At 66.3% G+C, this 17,682-nt stretch carries 16 protein-coding genes and 1 pseudogene; 4 read left to right on the top strand and 13 right to left on the bottom strand.

Features of this window, described 5'->3' with window-relative positions:
- Positions 1-438 precede the first annotated feature (438 nt).
- The 5 genes from Q664_RS05070 to Q664_RS05050 form a co-directional block, all read right to left on the bottom strand.
- On the bottom strand, positions 439-879 hold the full coding sequence (locus Q664_RS05070; RefSeq protein WP_152621922.1) for a hypothetical protein: 441 nt from the start codon (positions 877-879) through the stop codon (positions 439-441).
- 23 nt (positions 880-902) lie between these two features.
- Positions 903-2,792 (bottom strand): hypothetical protein, encoded by a 1,890-nt coding sequence (locus Q664_RS05065; protein ID WP_235216565.1) that lies wholly within the window; start codon positions 2,790-2,792, stop codon positions 903-905.
- Between the two features lie 676 nt (positions 2,793-3,468).
- Positions 3,469-4,542: a M48 family metalloprotease gene (locus Q664_RS05060; protein WP_052517685.1), complete on the bottom strand. Its 1,074-nt coding sequence runs from the start codon at positions 4,540-4,542 to the stop codon at positions 3,469-3,471.
- The gene (locus tag Q664_RS05055; RefSeq protein WP_043390409.1) at positions 4,542-5,114 is read right to left on the bottom strand and encodes a hypothetical protein; all 573 of its coding nucleotides are present in this window, start codon (positions 5,112-5,114) and stop codon (positions 4,542-4,544) included. The genes Q664_RS05060 and Q664_RS05055 overlap by 1 nt, the downstream gene beginning before the upstream one ends.
- A gap of 2 nt (positions 5,115-5,116) precedes the next feature.
- On the bottom strand, positions 5,117-7,486 hold the full coding sequence (locus tag Q664_RS05050; protein WP_043390407.1) for a CHASE2 domain-containing protein: 2,370 nt from the start codon (positions 7,484-7,486) through the stop codon (positions 5,117-5,119).
- A 229-nt stretch (positions 7,487-7,715) separates the two neighbouring features.
- Here Q664_RS05050 and Q664_RS05045 point away from each other — a divergent pair, with 229 nt between their 5' ends.
- A complete protein-coding gene (locus Q664_RS05045) occupies positions 7,716-8,060 on the top strand; it encodes an ArsR/SmtB family transcription factor (RefSeq protein ID WP_043390404.1) in 345 nt (114 codons plus the stop codon).
- A gap of 8 nt (positions 8,061-8,068) precedes the next feature.
- Complete coding sequence (locus tag Q664_RS05040; protein ID WP_235216564.1) at positions 8,069-8,533, top strand: SRPBCC family protein; 465 nt, start codon at positions 8,069-8,071, stop codon at positions 8,531-8,533.
- A gap of 15 nt (positions 8,534-8,548) precedes the next feature.
- Here the strand turns inward: Q664_RS05040 and Q664_RS05035 are convergent, their stop codons facing one another.
- The 5 genes from Q664_RS05035 to Q664_RS05015 all read right to left on the bottom strand — a co-directional run bounded on the left by Q664_RS05035 (position 8,549) and on the right by Q664_RS05015 (position 11,077).
- Positions 8,549-9,415, bottom strand: a complete 867-nt coding sequence (locus Q664_RS05035) for a GNAT family N-acetyltransferase (protein ID WP_043390399.1) — start codon at positions 9,413-9,415, stop codon at positions 8,549-8,551.
- 69 nt (positions 9,416-9,484) lie between these two features.
- Positions 9,485-10,048 (bottom strand): DUF1801 domain-containing protein, encoded by a 564-nt coding sequence (locus Q664_RS05030; protein WP_235216563.1) that lies wholly within the window; start codon positions 10,046-10,048, stop codon positions 9,485-9,487.
- Complete coding sequence (locus Q664_RS05025) at positions 10,045-10,311, bottom strand: hypothetical protein (RefSeq protein WP_043390396.1); 267 nt, start codon at positions 10,309-10,311, stop codon at positions 10,045-10,047. The genes Q664_RS05030 and Q664_RS05025 overlap by 4 nt, the downstream gene beginning before the upstream one ends.
- Entirely contained in the window at positions 10,308-10,751 is a 444-nt protein-coding gene (locus Q664_RS05020) for an SRPBCC family protein (protein WP_043390395.1), read from the bottom strand. The genes Q664_RS05025 and Q664_RS05020 overlap by 4 nt, the downstream gene beginning before the upstream one ends.
- Positions 10,748-11,077 (bottom strand): ArsR/SmtB family transcription factor, encoded by a 330-nt coding sequence (locus Q664_RS05015; protein ID WP_043390393.1) that lies wholly within the window; start codon positions 11,075-11,077, stop codon positions 10,748-10,750. Before Q664_RS05015 ends, Q664_RS05020 begins: the two co-directional genes overlap by 4 nt.
- 454 nt (positions 11,078-11,531) lie before the next feature.
- On the opposite strand from Q664_RS05015, the gene Q664_RS60580 reads away from it, so the two are divergent.
- Together Q664_RS60580 and Q664_RS51570 are read left to right on the top strand one after the other, a co-directional pair.
- Entirely contained in the window at positions 11,532-14,573 is a 3,042-nt protein-coding gene (locus Q664_RS60580) for an ELWxxDGT repeat protein (protein ID WP_084609529.1), read from the top strand.
- 54 nt (positions 14,574-14,627) lie between these two features.
- Positions 14,628-16,166: a right-handed parallel beta-helix repeat-containing protein gene (locus Q664_RS51570; RefSeq protein ID WP_052517684.1), complete on the top strand. Its 1,539-nt coding sequence runs from the start codon at positions 14,628-14,630 to the stop codon at positions 16,164-16,166.
- Between the two features lie 218 nt (positions 16,167-16,384).
- Here Q664_RS51570 and Q664_RS05000 read toward each other — a convergent pair.
- The 3 genes and pseudogenes from Q664_RS05000 to Q664_RS51565 form a co-directional block, all read right to left on the bottom strand.
- Positions 16,385-16,627 (bottom strand): annotated as a pseudogene (locus Q664_RS05000) (tyrosine-type recombinase/integrase); the annotation flags it as partial.
- A gap of 158 nt (positions 16,628-16,785) precedes the next feature.
- A complete protein-coding gene (locus Q664_RS60575; protein WP_235216562.1) occupies positions 16,786-16,899 on the bottom strand; it encodes a DUF5953 family protein in 114 nt (37 codons plus the stop codon).
- Between the two features lie 10 nt (positions 16,900-16,909).
- Positions 16,910-17,542 carry an ankyrin repeat domain-containing protein gene (locus tag Q664_RS51565; RefSeq protein WP_052517683.1) on the bottom strand — a complete coding sequence of 211 codons (633 nt, stop codon included), beginning with the start codon at positions 17,540-17,542 and terminating at the stop codon, positions 16,910-16,912.
- Positions 17,543-17,682 lie beyond the last annotated feature (140 nt).

Raw genomic sequence — 17,682 nt, 5'->3', positions numbered from 1 at the left:
CCTCGTTCTCGGAATTCGAGAAGACGTTGGAAATTTGCACCGAAACAAAAGTCCTGATGCGTCAGGAGGGGACCCAGAACACCACACCCGATGGGCAACCCCCCTCCACGCACGCGGACTGTTGAATCCATGAAAGTCGCAGCGGCCATTGTCAGACACGGCCGCGGGTTGTGCCAGCGCGGGTTCCGGAGAAACTGAGGCCCCTGAAGAGTGGAGGCGGCGGGAATCGAAGCCGCCGCTCTCCAATAACCTCGCGATGCACGAGGAGAGGGGCCATGGGCGGGCCAGGAGGCGTTTCGGACGAGGAGTCGAGGCCGGCCCTGCTTCTTGGTGGCAGGGACCGATAACGCACGCACCTTCGACGAGCAGGCTACTCGTTGGACGAGTCGGAGAGCGCGAGGTGTCGGAACGAGATCATTACCACCACCGTCGGCAATCTCATGCGAATGGATCGTAAAAATCTACGGGTTTGCCGTCGTCGACGTCGTGATACGTCCACGTATTTTTACTCGTCTTTGTTGCACGTGCGCTGCGCGATTCCGCCCAAAGCGACCGGAACACGAAGGCGAGATCGCCAAAGCTACCAAACGACAAGGTGATGCGCAGTGAATCCTCTTTCTTTTCAATGTCGACCCTTTGAACGACTGTCGTGGCTGGGGTTTCACGAGTGGAGTACGACTCCTTGAAGCGCTGTAGGTCAGCGAAAGTCCCGGGAACTCGATGGAAGTCCGATACACTCATGAAGCGGAGACGCAGAAAAGCTCTATCTGCTCCTGCGGCCTTATCAGGATAGTCGAGAACGATGACCAACGTCTTCTTCGACGCTTCGTATTGATAGCTGATCAGGAGACTCTCGAGAGCCCCCTCCAGCGCACCCATGCTGTCTTTGATCGGCCGTATCACTAGAGCCCCTCGTACGGGATGTGCGTCAATTCTTGGAACCGTGGATCCGTTATATCAATGACATTGCCATCGATATCCAAGTGCTGTCCTGCGGCGTTCTGCCAGCGGAAATACCCGTTTGCCTGACGAGCCCACTTGTTCGCAGTGGCGTTCAGTCCGTTCTTCCACATGAAGCGCAGGCGCTCGACTCCATTTTCATCGATCCACTTCCAACCGCCTTTCTTGTCAGTTGGAACTTGGCGCCACCCACGCGGCTTGTTGCGCTTCAGCCACTTCTCGGCGACACCGCGAAGCGATTTTCGCGGAAACTCTGTCGATGCCGGTGATTTTGACGAGCCGCCGCCCTTCTCGCCCTTCATCTTCACGGCGCTCGCCGTGCCGAGCGGGCCGCTCACTCCGGACGGACCGATGGTCACCCCAGTGATAGGCCGCGCAATCCCGACCACGACCCTGGTGCCATTGGGAGCGATTGCCACGGCCATCGCGGAGGGCGGCGGTAGCGAGTTCCCGAGCTTGAGCGCCTTGTTCCAATTCCCCTTGACGCCCATGTACGACAGCGCTGCCAGCGCGATCGCCTGCAGCATCCTGAGCAACTCTTTGCTCGCGAGAGCGATGTGCTCGGGGCGGCCGTTTGCATGAATCGCAAGGCGGAGCCACTCCGCTCCATGCGTGGCCGCCGTGACGAGCCCCTCGGCCAAGGCCGCAGCTCCGAGCGCAGCCAACACGAGTTGGATGCCGATGGCGACGAGCTGGCCGATGAGCGTCGGAGTCGAGGCAAGGAGCGCCGACACGCCCTCCGCCAGGAGGAACAACGCAATGACACCGAGGATTTGCTCGAGGTTCTCGCGGATGACTTCCGCGTCCTCGCGAAGAATCTCGTCAATGTACTTTGGAGCGTCGGTGATGCTCTTGAGGACGTCCACCACGGCCTGGGCGATCCGCTTGACACCCCGCTCGATCGCTGCGGCGAGTTCCTTGAGATCGGCGACCCTCCCGCTGGTCAATGAGCCCGAAGGCACGACGCCCTCAAGTGTCTTGGCGAAAGCGGGGCTCACCAGCCAGATCCGTTTTTCCTTGATGAGCTTGATATTGCTTTTGGAGTCGCCGAAGAGGACGTCGAAAAAGCCTGGGTCCTGGTAGGTGCCGGTGATTCCCGGCCGTTTCTTCAGCTGGTTCACGTACAGCAGGACGTTCTCGTAGAAGCGCAGATCGTGGCCCTTGCGAACCGAGCTGGAGAACATCTTGACCGCGAGCCCCTCGGCGGTGTCCCCCTCCTCGAGCTGGTGCAACTTGGCGGTCGGCTCGGGCAGATCGACGGTGACGCGGAAGCGCTGGACGTAGCCCCGGAAGATGCCGTCCTTTGCATACGCGGTCACGTACCACCATTCCGGTGCGTCGGGATGAGGCCCGCTCACGAACACTGGGGTCGCAGGGGGCAAAGGCTTCGCCCGCACCAACTGGCCGCCCAGCTCCGCCGGCGCAGTGCGAATATTGCTGCCGTCGTCTCTATCGATGAAGCCGGGTTTGTTGAGGGGAGCCGTGCGCTTGCCCTTGTACGCAGCGCTGACGACGACCTCTTTCAGGACGACAACGGGGTACTTGACCTCGGATGCGAGGAGGTCTCCATATAGGAAGGCTTTGCCGAGAGCGGTCTTCAGGGTGGAGACCGGGACAGGGGTCTTCTTGAAAACCTTCGCGGCGTTGCCCGGAAGAGCGGCGTAGATCTTCTCAAGGATCTCGCGTTCCCTCGTGTTCCCGGCCCAGATGCCCAGCCTGTTCTTGGCGGCCGACGGGGAGGCGAGCGAGTATCGGGCCAGCAGCGCCCTGTCTCGCGCGAGCACGACGATGTAGTCGGAGAGGTCTCCAGTCAGCGTCCAGAATTGAGACATGCTCGGCCTCCAGGTCAATCCGTCGTCATCGACGTTCGAGCCCAACGCCCACCTGCTTGCCCGTGCGAACTCACCGAGGTGTCGGCTTAACCGTCGGACCTCCCAGTGCGGAAGACTAGCACTTCCACCCTGGACGGGCCTATGCCCTGTCCGCTGGCCGTGCAACTCTCCACTCCCGTGGGGCAACCATGCAGATCGAGCAGCCACAGCCAACAGGCTCCCCCCTGTCGCCACCTCCAGGGAGAGCGGACCAGGCAGGCGTGTGCCCCAAGGGGGCTCCACCCAGAGTGCACCGGCATGGCGCATAGCTCGTGGGCTCCCGTCAGCGGCCTTCCTCTACCTCTCTGCTCCCCCCGCTGCCCTCGACATTGCCCCCATTCCTCTTATGCACTCGCCTCCAGATTTGGTCCGAATTTGGTCCGACAAGAATCGATTTGGTCCCCCAAGGCGAACTGCGCATCCTCGTTGGGATTAGACTCGGCTCAGAGCGGCGGGTAACTTCCAGTGGAGGCGGCGGGAATCGAAACCGCCACCTGGCACTCGCGGAGTGGGCCGGACGGAATTTCGTGGGAGCTTGGCGGGAGCATGTGCCCTGCCTGGTGGGGCGGGCAGGTGGGGGCGCGCGGGTGGGAGGGTGGGAGTCCCGGCGGAGGCGGCCGGAGGGGACGTCCCCCGTTCAGCGGGTGGCGGGAACGGCCGCCGGTTTCGTCCGGAGCGCGTCTCGCAGGGGGACGACCTTCGTCTGGGAGAGGTCCACGGACGTGAGGAAGTCGGTGTCCGAGGAGCGCTCGCGCAGCGCCGCCAGATGGGCCCGGAGCCGGATCTGGCGCTTGTCTTTGCGCGGGTGCTCGGTGGACAGCCCCTTGTCTGGCAGCTTCGACAGGAAGGCCACGTATTCCTCGGGCGCGTAGCCCGCGGCCGCCATCAGCTCCACGGCCTCGGTGTCGGCGGTGTACTCGTCCTCCTCGCCGAAGCCCTTCTCACTCAGACGCGCGACCACCCCGTGGGTGATGGCCTGGATCGCCTTCTGGCTCAGCGTGTTGAAGTCGAAGTTCGCCTGGGTGGCGAGCTGGTTGAACAGGCCGCGCAGCTCGGCGGAGGGAATCATCTGCCCGAGTCCGCCCACCGCGCGGCCGAGCTCCTGCACCTTGTCCTCTCCGAACTGCTTCAAGGGCTTCGACCGCTCGTTGGACACTCCGTCCTCGCACTGCTCCACGAGGTACCGCTGGTACTCCCGCATCGCGTGCTTGCCGGTGATGTGGGCGATCTCATGTGCCAGCACGCCCGCGAGCTGGGCCTCGTTGTCCAGCTGCGCGAGCAGGCCCTCGGACACGAAGACGTAGCCGCCGGGCCCGCTCACCGCGTTGACGCCGTCGGACTGGAGCACGCCGAACGTCCAGGGCAGTCCTGGCCGGCTGGACTGGGCCGCGAGGTTCTTGCCAATCTTGTTGAGCTGCACGTGCAGCGCCTTGGCACCCGTCCGGCGCGTGAGCCCTCCTCCCCGGCTCACCCAGTCGACGCTCACCGCGCCGCCGAAGGCGTTCTCCTCTTCGTAGGAGATGGCGCGGGCCTTCAGCGCGTCGCAATCCTTCTGCATGGCGTCGGCGCGGAGATCCGCTTCCTCCGACTGCCTCGCGAGCTGCCCCAGATCGCCATGGGACTGGCCCACCACCCGGCGCAGGGCGGCGCAGCCAGCAAGGCCGCCCAGCAGCAGGCACGCCACGAGGGTGGTCACCTGGCGCCGTGCCATCACTTCCCTCCCTTCTTCTTGGCGGGGGAACGGCGCGCCACCTGGGGACGGCCCACCACCTCGGGCAGCCCTCCCGCGCGGGCGTACTCGGCCACCTGGGCCGTGTCGATGGAGGCGGCGAGCGACTCGAGCGCGATGAGCTGCTGGACGCTGTCGGGCCGGCTCAGCGTCTTGCCATACGCGATGGCTCCGGGCCCCAGCGCCTTGACGGCCGCTCCCGAGGAGGCGAAAGCCTCGGGGGACAGCGGCTTGTCCGGGCTCTTGCTGGTGACCTCCAGCGAGGGCGGCGAGACGGAGAGGTTGGCCTGGTAGACGAAGCCCTGGACGGGGCCCTTCTTGTCCACCGGCACCGTCACCTTGTACCAGGGCGTCTTGCCCTCCCGGCTGTCGTACGTCACCTCCTTGCCGGGTTGCAGCACCACGAGCGTGTCCGCGGTGGGGCTGCTCGAGGCCTTCAAGTGGGTGTTCTTCGCCTTGATGTACAGCGTGCCCCCGGGCTTCACGGCCAGGGCGGTACCGGGGACGGCCAGGCACACCAGCGCGAGCAGGGGAGGAAGTTTCTCGAGGCTCACGGTCACTTCTCCAGGCTCACCACCCCATCGAAGGGGAGGGAAGGGGGATTCAACGCGTAACGTTCGCACCGCGCAAGCAGGGCCCGGCTGGGACCATCCTCCGGGTCCGCCGCGAGCGCCTCCTTCAGCAGGTGGATCGCCTCCTCGAAGCGGGCCTCCCGGTAGAGCGCGAGGGCCTGGTGGTAGCGCTCCACGGTGGCGCGCTTCGCCGCGGGCAGTGCTCCGGCGCGCGCCAGCAGCTCGTACACGGTCACCGCCTCCTGCTTGCCGGCCACCCGCACCCGGTCCAGCTCCCGCGCCTCGATGTGCTCGCGCGCCATCGCGTAGGTGAGCGGGCCGATCATGATGGTGGTGTCATAGGCCTTGTTGGCGCCCTCCAGCCGGGCGGCGAGGTTCATCCCGTCCCCGATGGCGGTGTAGTCCAGCAGGTGCTCGCTGCCGAAGTTGCCCACGAACATCTCCGCCGAGTTGAGGCCGATGCGGGTGTAGACGTCGGGCAGGCCCTCCTTCTGGAACTCGGCGCGCAGGGCGTCCACCTCGTCGCGCACGGCGAGCGCCGCATGGCAGGCCCGCACCGCGTGGTCCGGGATGTTCAGCGGTGCGCCGAAGAGGCACACCACCGCGTCGCCGATGTACTTGTCCAGGCAGGCCCCGTGCGCCATCAACACCTCGCTCACCCGGGTGAGGTAGCGGTTGAGCAGGGCCCCCAGTGCCTTCGGGTCATCCTTGAAGCGCTCGCTGAAGGAGGAGAAGCCGCGGATGTCGGAGAAGAAGGCGGTGATCTCCCGCGTCTCGCCCTCCAGCGAGGGCAGCTTCTGCTGCTCCACGAGCTGATCCACCAGCGTCTTGTCCAGGAAGCGGTTGAAGGACAGGCGGAGCCGCTCGCGCTCGCGGTTGGCGAACATGTGGTTGAAGGCCACCGCGGACAGGGCGGCGAGCTCCCCCGCGTAGATGGGCATGGCGCTCAGCAGGTGAAGCCGGCCGTGCTCGAGGAACAGGCCGGTGACGAGGAAGAAGCCGAAGAAGAGCAGCAGCGGCCAGGCGAGCTCCAGCATGGGCAGGCGCACCAGGGTGACGAGGGCCACGGAGAAGAGCGCCACGAGGAAGGTGAGCAGCAGGGAGGCCGGGTAGGGGGCCTGGGTGATGAAGCCTCCGGACAGGAGGGACTCCAGCATCACCGCGTGCTTGACGAGGCCGGGCGCACTGCTCTGGAAGGGCGTGGCCTTCACGTCGCTGGTGCCCACCGAGAGCCCGCCCACCAGCACCACCTTGCCGCGGAAGGTGCCCTCGGGGATGACGGGCACGTAGGGCGTGCCCTCGCGCTGGTGCTGCTGACGGCGGGCCCAGTCCTCCAGCACCGCGTAGACGCTCAGCGCCTCGAAGCGCTCCGTCCACGTGCCGCCGAAGTCCAGCTCGGCGCTGCCGTCCGCGTTGATGGGCAGCTCGCGGGAGCCGATCCGCAGCCTGCCCGGCGTCAGTTCGATCCGCTCCGCGCCCAGGATGTCCGCCACCGCGGCCAGCGACAGCGTGGCGTAGGTGTTGGCTCCGTCCGAGTAGGCGAAGCGGGTGCGGCGCAGGCGCCCGTCCCCGTCCTCTTCCTGCAGGACGAGCCCGAAGCCCGGCGTGGCACGCACCAGTCCGGGCAGGGGCGTGACGGGGTAGCGCATGAGCCGGGAGCCCGTGTCGCCCGGCTTCTGCTCCAGCGAGGGCAGCGCCAGTCCGGGGTGGTGCACGGGGAAGGCGAGTGCCCGGGCCACCTCCTCCGGCTTCAAGGGCGGAGGGCCCTCCGTGCCGGTGAACTCGTCGAAGTCCTCTTCCCCGGCCTCCACGGCGGCCGGGCGGACCTCCGGCGCGGGCGGCGTGGGCCGGTGGGGCAGCCGGTTGACGGGCTCCACCCGGGGCAGGGTGGGCTGGCCGGCGTTGATGCTGAAGCCGAGCGTGAGGGGAATGCCGCGTTCCTCCAGCACCTGGGCGAGTGCCAGGTCGTTGCTCTCGTCGGTGCCCCGCTCGTCCATCACACCGTCGAAGACGATGGCCCGGGCGCCCTCGTCCACGAGGTGCTCGAAGACGCGCGCCCACAGGTTGCGCGAGTACGGGTAGACGCCGTAGTTGCGGACGTACGTCTCGTTGTCCCGGATGCCCTGCAGCGTCTTGTCGTCGATGCCGACGATGACCACGTCCCTCGAGCGCGGATGGCCTCGGGTGAAGAAGGTGAGGCCCTGGTCGTAGACGCCGAGCTCGGCCTCGCTCATCCGCAGCAGATCGTACCGCTGGCAGAGCGCGGCGAAGGCGGTGGAGAGCACGGCCGCCAGAAGGATGAACTTCCAGCTATGGCGCAGCCGCAGGGCGTGGACGTGGAGGAAGGGCTTCACGGGCGGGCTCGGAGGAGGCGGAGCGTCATCTGCCCGGCATGTTACGGTGTTACGGAAGTAACGTCCGTTTCCGTGTGTGACGTCTCGGCGCACTACGAGACTTCGTCCCGCGCGCGCTCTGATTCGTCGGCCTTGTTACCTCCTTCCCGTGGGCTTGCGGCTGCCCGGTGAGCAGGCGCTCTAAACTTAGCCCTTGCGCTAAGTTTCATCCGTCACCATACTTAGCCCCATGGCTCAGCATTCGGAGCAGCTGAATGGCATCTTCCAGGCGTTGGCCGACCCCACTCGCCGAGCGGTGTTGGGACGGCTGGGCAAGGGCCCCGCGAGCATCAGCGAGCTGGCGAAGCCTTTCGACATGGCCTTGCCGTCCTTCATGAAACACATCCAGCTCCTCGAGGAGAGCGGATGGATCCGGACGCACAAGGAAGGCCGCGTGCGGACCTGCGCTCTTCAAAAGAAGCCATTCGCCGCTGTCGAGACATGGCTGGCCGAACAGCGTTCCCTCTGGGAAGGCCGTACCGACCGGCTCGAGTCGTTTGTCACCACCCTCCAGAAAAAGGAAGAACCAGAATGAGTCCCTCCGTGAATCCAGAACTCGACCTGACGATCTCGCGAATCATCAAGGCGCCCCGGTCGGCCATCTGGCGTGCCTGGACGGACCGCGCGAGCTTCGAGCAGTGGTGGGTTCCCGCTCCGGCCCGCTGCAAGGTCCAGGAGATGGAGCTCCGTCCCGGTGGTTCTCTCGTCACCCTGCTCAGCGAGAACGGTGGCGACTTCGTGCCACATCTGCGGGGTTGCTTTCTCGCCATCGACGAGCTCGAGCGGCTCGTCTTCACGAATTCCCTGGTGGGTGGATGGCGGCCCGCGGAGGAGCCCTTCATGACCGCGATCATCACCCTGCGGGAGCATCCGCAGGGCACCGACTATGTCGCCCACGTGATGCACAAGAGCAACGCCGATCGGACGATGCATGAAAAGATGGGCTTCCACGACGGGTGGGGCACCGTCATGGAGCAGCTCGCCCGGCTCGTGGAGCGGCGGTCGTAGCCAGCCGGGAGCGCATCAGGTTCGTGCCATCACCGGAAAGCGGTGGGGCCCGGGTGGTGGCACCAGGTTGCGGACGAAGAGCCAGGCCTCCGGGTCCTCGCCAAGGACGCTCGCCTGGGGCCACCAGCGCTCGGGCGTGAAGCCGAAGTGGAGCGCGGTGATGGGCTGATCGACCAACCTCGGGATGTGGGGGCGCAGGTCGAAGGGCTCGCGGGCGAAGATGTCGTCGATATACAGCGTGCCGTTCTCGACCCCGGCGAACACCCAGGCCCCGGCGCTCAACTGGCGCAGCGGCCGGGAGAAGGCATTCGCCGCATACCAGCTCGCGATCCTCGCATGGCCTCGAGCGCCGAAGCGCCCGGTCACCGCGAGCCCCTCGTCCGACAGGGAGACCAGTCCCGCGCGGATGGAGGGCTCGGCCAGCTCGAGTACCGGCGCGGGCTCGCCTCCCGGCGTCGCATGGAACGCGGCGCCGAACAGCTCCTGCTTCCAGGGGATGAAGCCGAAGCGGGGATAGAAGCCCGTCACGTTCTCGTTGGCGAACAGCAGCACGGGAGCCGCGCCGCAGGCGTCGAGCGCCGCCTGCATCACCACCCGGGACAACCCCCGGCCACGGTGGGAGGGCACGCAGCCGACCGCGCCGAGCTGGTAGCCGGTGAGCTCGCGGTCACCGACACACAGCCGCATCCTCATCACCGACGCGTTGGCCACCACACGTCCTTCGTCGAGCACGGCGAAGGCGCGGTAGTCATCGTTCCACTCACCCCATTCGCGCCAGCGCCGGAAGTCCACGGTGCGGAAGACTTGCGGCACGTAGTCACAGAAGGCGGCTTGCAGTGCGTGGTCCCGGTGGCCGATTTCCACGATGGCGGGAGTCGTCATGACCGGACTCTCCGCAATATGCCAGGCTTCGGCAAGGGACTCTGCTTGCGCGGACGCTTCGCGCGCGTTCTACGCTCTCGATCCCTTGCTCTTCGGCACCGGGTGCGAGGTGTTGTAATCCACCGCCGCGCGCAGCAACGCCTTGAGTGCCGTCGTGTCGAGCTTGTCGCCCTCGCGAAGGTCGATCGCCCGCCACTTTCCCCCCTCGCGACCCCCGTTGAAGAGCTTCTTGGGGTCGGGGAGCTGGGCTCCGTGGAAGAACGTGATCTTCACCTTGTCCTTGTGAGGGTTGGCGAGAACGTACATCCCGTTGTGCGACCACACGGGAGTGCCCATCCACTTCCAGTCTTCGACCACTTCGGGGTCGACCTCGTGGATGAGCTTGCGGATTTCGGCCAACCTCACCCCTCGCCAATCGCCCAGGCTCGCGATTCTCTGGTCGATCCGCTCGGACGCGCTCATCGGGTCTGATGACCTGGCGGCGGCCTTGCTCGGCTTCGCCGCCTTCGTCGCGACACGCCTGGCGGCGGGCTTCTTCGCGACCGTCGCGGTCTTCTTGCTCGAGGTCGTCTTCTTGGCCGCGGTTTTCTTCGTCGTCTTGCCGGGCATCGCCTTCGCTCCGGGTGCGATCATGGGTGCTGCTCGCTCCCGACCGCCGGTGCGTTGGCCCTGCGCCACCTGGCCACATACGGCAGCGCGAACAAATACAGACCGGAGAAGAGGAGCAGAATGAGAGGGAACAGCGCCAGCAATCCCACCAGCATGGCGGACTGACTCTGTCCCGCTTCCGCGCCGGGCTTCTGGGTAATCATGGCGACGATGTTGGCAATGACAGCCAACGTGAAGGCAATGGACAGCCAGCGGTGGGTTTCGCGAATCAATCTGGTCCAGTTCATGAGATCCTCCCGAGCAGGTCGACGAGCTTCCCGCCCATCATCTTCCATCCGTAGCGTGCACCACCGAAGTTCTGCTTCTGGTCAGGCCTGAAGCCAGACTGCTCCAAGAACAACCGGGTGCCCGACGCCGTGGGCGTCAGGGTGAAGGTCACGACGGTGTCGATGAAGTCGCCGACGACCCACGCGTAGCTGAGCTTCTTGTGCTTTTCGATCTCGAGGAACCGGCAGTTCACGGTCCCGTCCCAGCCGGGTTGCGGCTGCGCCTTGAAGGTGAATGCGGACCCCGGTTCGAGCTTGAGCTCGACGATGGGGAGAAGCCACTCGTTGAGGAGCTCGGGGATGGTCAGCGCTCGCCACACCTTCTCCGGTGGGTGATGCAAATCGAATTCGAATGAGATGGCCGCGGTTTGTGATGGGGCGGTCTTGTCGATGGTGCTCATTGGTCCATTTTCTCGAGCAGTTGTTCGAGGCGATCCACGCGCTCCGTCCAGAAGTCGCGGTAGTGGGAGATCCAGTCGATGAGTGGCTTCATTCCTTGCGGCTCCACCCGGTAGTAGACGCAGCGCCCATCGCGCCGGCCTGTCACCAGACCGGCGTCTTTCAGCGTGGCGAGGTGCTGCGAGATCGCCGGCTGAGAGATGTCGAAACGCGCCGTGAGGTCCTTCACCGCGGCTTCGCCACGCGTGAGCGACTCGAAGATCGCCCGACGGCTGGGGTCCGCCAACGCCTGGAAGATCTTGTTTTCGAGTTCGGCCGCGCTCTGCATGTTCGATAGATAAGCCAGCGCTTATTGGTCGTCAAGCCCTCAATTCGGACCCGCCAGTGGAAGCGGCGGGAATCTCTCGACCACGGCGTTGTCCCAGCATTTGCCCTGGGGAGGTGACACTCGGCCCATCCCCGGGGCTGACAGGTGTGGGCCCCCCTCCAACGTACAGGCGTTCGAGCGTCTCCACCTCGTTCACGGTCTTCATCCGGGGGCACCTGCTGGGTCCTTTCAGGCATTTGAAATGGCCATGTCACACGCGGCACCGGCTGCGGCGGTTTCGATTCCCGCCGCCTCCACCGGAGGAAGCATTCCCGACACCTCGCCGCCCATGAATCGCTTCCTACGAGTCGTCTGACACCCTGTCAGGGTAAAATCCGCCCTCTTCTGGAAGCGAGGGTCAGGTGGGAGAATCCCTCACTCGTCTGCACTCGCTCCCCATGTCGGGAGACATCCATTGAAAGCAACAAGACCGATTCGGGCCCTGCTTGCCTGGACGTTTGCCGTCCTTGGCGGCTGCAGTGACACCCAGTGGGAGGAGGCCGTTCGAGAGCTGGCTCCTCGCACCACGCGCGCGGAGCTGAACCTGGGCACTCCCGGAGTCCGGGACATCAACACCCGGCCGGCGCGGTTTCCGCAGCTCAAGTCCGGGTTCGCGCCCCTGTCGAGCAGCGTGACGCTCTTCACCGCGAGCGACGAACTGCACGGCAGCGAGCTGTGGCGGAGCGATGGGACCGAGGCGGGCACATCTCTCGTGAAGGATGTTGCCCCGGGCCTGGCCAGTTCGACGCCCAGGTTCCTGACGCACTCCCAGGGCGCGGTCTTCTTCGCGGCCCGGAGCGAGGGCTGGAGCGATCTCACCACGGATGCGCTCTGGAAGAGCGACGGCACCGCGGCCGGGACGGTCCTGGTGAAGCGCCTGCCCAAGGTCGTCGAGTCGGACAAGATCACCACCATGACCCAGGCGGGCGGGACGGTGTTCTTCATCTACGAACAGGAGGGCGAGCTGCGGCTCTGGAAGAGCGATGGCACCGAGGCGGGGACCGTGCTCGTCCAGTCGCTAGGGATTGCCGACGACCTCAAGCTGCTCGCCGTGGGCAACACCTTGTTCTTCACCGCGAGGGACGCCACGAACAAGCCCGAGTTGTGGAAGCTGGACGCGGGCGGGGCCGTGCGCCTCACGACGTTCACCCTGAGCCGCAGCTACTACGCTCCGGAGCGCCTCACCCAGGTGGGGGGCACGCTCTTTCTCGTCGCGGAGAAGACACTGTGGAAGAGCGACGGAACGCCCGCGGGCACCGTCCCCGTGTCCACGCAGTCCTCGCAGATCTCCGAGATGGTAGCGGTCAACGGCACCCTCTTCTTCTCGTCCGGCGGGGCACTGTGGGAGAGCAATGGCACGACGACGACCCAGGTCCGCGGCTTCAGCGGTGGTCCGAGCGGGCTCACCGCGCACGGCACGTCGCTCTACTTCGCCGCGACCGAGGCGGCCTCCGGCAGCGAGCTGTGGACGAGCGATGGCACGGCCGCGGGCACGCTCCTGGTGAAGGAGCTGGTCACGGGCTCGGCCGGCTCGAAGCCCGGAGAGTTCTTCTCCTGGAACGGCGGGCTCTACTTCACCGCCTCGGTCTCCACGGGCACTCGCTCCCTGTGGCGCAGCGATGGCGCGGCCGCGGGCACCGTGTCCCTGAAGAGCTGGTCCGAGACGGAGTCTCCCTGGTTCGAGAAGCCCCACTTCCTGACCCCCGTGGGCAGTGCGCTGTTCTTCGCCCTGCCGGAGTTCCCTGATGATTCCGTCCCGCAACTCACCTGGAGGACAACAGGAACCGCCAAGACGACTCGGGAGATGATGGGCCTGTGGACGGGCACGCGCGGCTCCCAGGCCCGCTCCCAAGCGCTCGCCGTCGTGGGAGACAGCGTCTTTTTCGTCGCCACAGATGAGACCCCGGGTGAGTCGCTCTGGAAGAGCGATGGCACTTCGGCAGGTACGTTCCTGCTCAGGACCTTCGCTCAGCTGGGCTCCGAGACTCCGTACCGTTCACGGACCGGCGCGGTCCGTGTGGGACAGACCCTCTTCTTCTCCGCGGACGATGGGGTCCATGGGCTCGAGCTCTGGAAGAGCAATGGCACCGCCTACGGGACGGCACTCGTCAGCGACATCAACCCGGGTCCGGACGGTTCCTACATCGATGAGCTCGTCGAGCTGAACGGGACCCTGTTCTTCACGGCCTATGACAGCGTCAATGGCATGTCGCTGTGGCGCAGCGACGGGACCGAGGCGGGCACCGTCCTCATCAAGAGCGGAGGCTCCTCCGGCAACGTCGCCGAACTCGCCGTCATGGGCGGAGCGCTCTACTTCGAGGCCCGCGATGACGTGCATGCCCCCGGGCTGTGGAAGAGTGACGGGACCGTGGGCGGCACGAGCCTGGTGAAGATTCCACTGGGGGGCACGTACTCCTACCTCGAACACCTCACCGCCGTGAATGGAACCCTGTTCTTCGGCACCGGGGATGGGTACGGCGTGGTGCAACTCTGGAAGAGCGACGGGACGGCGAGCGGAACAGTCCTCGTCAAGGACGGGCTCGAGAGCGTCGCGGTAGCCTACCCGGCTCCCCAGCAGGGCCTGTTCTACTTCCTCGCGGGTGACTGGCCGCACGGTTACGAGCTGTGGCGGAGCGATGGCACGGCGGCCGGGACGTTCCTGCTCAAGGACATCCAGCCTGGGCCAGGACACTCCAGCCCGCATTCACTCACGCCCGTGGGCTCGAAGATGGTCTTCGCCGCCTATGACGAGACCCACGGCTGGGAGCTGTGGCGCACCGACGGCACGGAGGTGGGAACGAGCCTGCTGGTGGACCTGACGCCAGGTCCGGGCAACGGAGTGAGCGCCACGGGTGGGGACCTGGTCAGCATCCTCGGAGTGGCGGACCGTGGCCTGGCGCTCTTCCCGGGTGTGGACCCGGCTGGCGGCGCGGAGCTGTGGCAGACCGATGGGACCGCGGCGGGCACCTTCCGGCGGCTCGACGTCGTCCCCGGTCCCGATTCGTCCGATCCCAACTCGCTGGCCAGGGTGGGAGATCGGCTCTTCTTCATGGCCGGCGACAAGGCGAACGGCCGCGAGCCCCGATTCGTGCCCTTCCCCGCGGACCTGGGCTCGGTCACGGGCGCCCTCGTCACCCAGGGCTCCACCTGCAATGCGCTGAGACAGGTCACTCCGAGCTGCACCAACAACGCCCTGGCACCGGATGTCTCGTTCTCCTGGACCGCGCCCTCCGCGGGGACCTTCGTGTTCACTACGAATGGGTCCAACTACGACACGAGCCTCGAGGTGTCGGCCCCGGCCTCCGGTGTCTTGTTCGGGTGCAACGATGACACGGGCGAGACACTCCAGTCCTCCGTGACCGTGAGCGTGGCCGCCGGGCAGACGCTGCTCATCAGCGTGGACGGTTACGACACGGAGTGCGGCACGTTCCAGCTCGGCATCCTGCCCTCGCCGTAAGCGCCCTCCTCTCTGAACATCCCAATGCCCGCTGTCCCCCTTCCGAGGTGTCCTGTGCGAGCGTCCTTCCTCCCCTTCCTCCTCTCGGTGACGCTGCTCATCGCCTGCCCGTCCGTACCGGGGACGGACGCCGACGGTGGCACGCGGTCCGACGCTGGGACGTCAGGGGACGGGGGGACGTGGCCCGATGGAGGGCTCGAGCCCCAGCCTGCGAGCTGCGAGGCGCCTGCGCTGGTGGACGTCTCCACCCCGACCACCGTGGTGGGCGACGGTACCGCGGAGAGCTGCACGGCGGCGGCACTCCAGGCGGCAGCCACTCGCGGGGGCGTGATTGTCTTCAACTGCGGCGAGTTCCCGGTAACGCTGACCGTCTCCTCTCCCATCACCTTCACCAAGGCGGCGGTGCTCGACGGCGGCGGTCGCATCACGCTCAGTGGCGGCGGCACGTCGCGCATCCTCCTGCTCGACTCCGCGTACGACGTGACCGGGCCACTGCTGGTCGTGCAGCGGCTCACCTTTCGCGACGGACGCAGTGCCGGCGGGGGTGAAGACACCGCGGTCGGCGGCGGCGCCATCTACCGGGACGGGGGCAGCCTGAAGGTCATCGGGTGCACCTTCGTCGGGAACCGGGCTCCGTCCCCCGGTCAGGACATCGCCGGCGGAGCCATCTACGGCTTCGGGGGCGGCGAGACGGTCATCGTAGGCAGCACCTTCATCGACAATGCCGCGAGCAACGGGGGCGCGGTGGGCAGCCTCAACGGCGACCTCACCCTCATCAACTCCACCTTCACCGGCAACGCCGCAACGGGGTACGGCGGAAACCCGGGCAATGGGGGCTGCGGAGGCGCCATCTACATGGATGGTGCCGACGAGGTCACGACCCTCTGCGGCGTGCGGATGACAGGCAACGAGGCCGGCGCGATCGGCGGTGGGTTCTTCCGCGTGTCGAACCACAACAACGGTACGTTCACCATGGACCGGGCCACGGTCGATGCGAACCGGGTGACGGCGACGGACTCAGGCAACGCGGGCGGGATGTACCTGCAGGGGCTGACGCTGCGCATGACGAACAGCACGGTCTCGCGCAACAAGGCGTTCTACAACGGCGGGCTCTGGCTCCACACGAGTGATGTCCAGCTCACCAACGTGACAGTTGCCGAGAACACTGCATTCGGGAGCAATGGCGGAGGCCTCTGGCTGAGCGACCTGCGCGGCGGCACCTTGCTCAACTGCACCATCGCCAACAACCGCTCCACGGCGCGGGACCAGATCGCCGGCGCGATCTTCGGGGGCGGCCTGACGCTCCAGAACACGCTCATCGCGGGGAACACCGCCATGTGGGTCCCGGGCTGCAACGAGACGCATGCCGGCCAAGGCAACCTGGAGTGGCCGGGCGGCGCGGAGTGCACGGCCTCGCCGCTGGTGGCGGATCCACTGCTCGGCGGGCTTGGCTACCACGGGGGCGACACGGAGACCCTGGTCCCCGGCGCGACCAATCCCGCGCGTGGCCTCGGCACCGGATGCCCATCTACCGACCAGCGTGGCCAGCCGCGCGCCGAGCGCTGTACTGCGGGGGCGGTCGAGCTTCCCTGACCTCTCGCCGAAGCAGGTCGTGCGGATCGCCGCGTCCGCTCACGGACGCGGCGATCTTCCTACAGCAATAACTGCCCGCATTCCCCCACCTGCCCCTCTCAGCCACACCTCGCCAGGGGACACGCTACCGACAGGCTTCCACAAGACTCCGCCAGGCTCGCTCTGGGGAGCCCGGCGGCGGGTTCGATTCCCGCCGCCTCCACTTTTTTACGCCGTGCTTACGGGTGGTTGGCAGCGTCCTCCATCCGTGTTGCACGTATGTCGCACGCGGGCGCAGAGGGCCGGTCGAGAACCCCGACCGCCTCTCTGCGCGTGTCCGGGCTCAGGTGGGCGTAGCGCTCCGTCATGTCGATGGTCGCGTGCCCCATCAGCTCCTTGATGACCGTCAGCGGTATCCCCCTCATGGCGAGGTGGCTGCCGTAGGTGTGCCGTAGGTCGTGCCAGCCGATGCGGCCAACTGCTTGAGTCAGCTTCTCGCGACAACTACGTTGACACTCACCAGCCCCTGCACCCTCAAGCTGTGGGAAGCAACCGGGCCGCGCACCTTCACCCTCGGGAACGTCGAGTTCCCGGTGAGCCAGCAGTCGGGGCCCTGAGCACGGCCAGCGCGAGCCGTGCCTCAAGGGGCTGCACGCCCGCCAATCTCCGGGAAGCGCTCGTGGGCCCGTTCGAGCGCATCCAGATGCGCGGGGTTGTCCAAGTCGAGCGGCGTGCCCGTGAGCCCGAGGCTCACGACCTCCGTTCTACAACGGCATGCGGTCCTTCGCTCCTCCGAGCAACTCGAACGCGGCGTCCCACGTCTGGGGATCGGATTCAGCGCGCGGCGGCAGACGGTAGTGGGCGGGTCGACCGTCCTCGTCCGGGGCCTTCGGATCGGCGCCCGCGTCGAGAAGCAGCTTGATCATCGGAAGGTCCAGCCGGCGTGCCGCGTGCCCGAGCGCGGTGTATCCGGTCAGCCCTCCCCAGTCGTTGATTGTCCGAGTCGCCCCCGCGCCCAGGAGGAGCGAGGCCATGTCCAGATTGCCAACCTCCGCAGACGTCCGCAGCGGCGTGATGCCGTCGCGGCTGCACACGTTGGGATCGGCCCCCGCCTTCACGAGCGCTTCGACTGCCGCCAATTCGTCTTCGCAGGCCGCTACCAACAAGGGGGTCCTGTCCCGCTCGACATCCCACGCGTTGACGTCCGCGCCGTGCTCAAGAAGCGCCAGGAGCACGTCGAGTTCGCCCCCATCGGAGAGTTCGTAAATGGCCACTTGCAGCGGACGCAACCCCGGCGGCTCCGGCTGCGGCTCGTTCGGATTGGCCCCCGCAGCCAGCAGCGCCTTGACCCGGGACGTATCGTGCTGCTCGATCGCTGTGAAGAGTTCTTTCGACATGACTCACAATTCCGACATTGGATGACCCGGGGCGCAATTCTTCGCTTCAAGAGCCTTGATATCCGCAAGGCCATCTTCGAGTTGGGTCATCGCAGTGTTGTGGCCCGGATCGGGCTTGCCTCCAAAGCATTTTTTCTGGG

This window comes from Archangium violaceum Cb vi76 (assembly GCF_000733295.1).
In the GTDB taxonomy this organism is placed as follows: domain Bacteria; phylum Myxococcota; class Myxococcia; order Myxococcales; family Myxococcaceae; genus Archangium; species Archangium violaceum.
This window is presented reverse-complemented; position numbering and strand designations above follow the sequence as displayed.

Bases quoted from the DNA above. Each gene is read 5' to 3' on its own strand.
- Q664_RS05070 (WP_152621922.1), bottom strand. From the start codon at position 879: ATGGGTGCGCTGGAGGGGGCTCTCGAGAGTCTCCTGATCAGCTATCAA.
- Q664_RS05065 (WP_235216565.1), bottom strand. From the start codon at position 2,792: ATGTCTCAATTCTGGACGCTGACTGGAGACCTCTCCGACTACATCGTC.
- Q664_RS05060 (WP_052517685.1), bottom strand. From the start codon at position 4,542: ATGGCACGGCGCCAGGTGACCACCCTCGTGGCGTGCCTGCTGCTGGGC.
- Q664_RS05045 (WP_043390404.1), top strand. From the start codon at position 7,716: ATGGCTCAGCATTCGGAGCAGCTGAATGGCATCTTCCAGGCGTTGGCC.
- Q664_RS05035 (WP_043390399.1), bottom strand. From the start codon at position 9,415: ATGACGACTCCCGCCATCGTGGAAATCGGCCACCGGGACCACGCACTG.
- Q664_RS05030 (WP_235216563.1), bottom strand. From the start codon at position 10,048: ATGATCGCACCCGGAGCGAAGGCGATGCCCGGCAAGACGACGAAGAAA.
- Q664_RS05025 (WP_043390396.1), bottom strand. From the start codon at position 10,311: ATGAACTGGACCAGATTGATTCGCGAAACCCACCGCTGGCTGTCCATT.
- Q664_RS05020 (WP_043390395.1), bottom strand. From the start codon at position 10,751: ATGAGCACCATCGACAAGACCGCCCCATCACAAACCGCGGCCATCTCA.
- Q664_RS05015 (WP_043390393.1), bottom strand. From the start codon at position 11,077: ATGCAGAGCGCGGCCGAACTCGAAAACAAGATCTTCCAGGCGTTGGCG.
- Q664_RS51565 (WP_052517683.1), bottom strand. From the start codon at position 17,542: ATGTCGAAAGAACTCTTCACAGCGATCGAGCAGCACGATACGTCCCGG.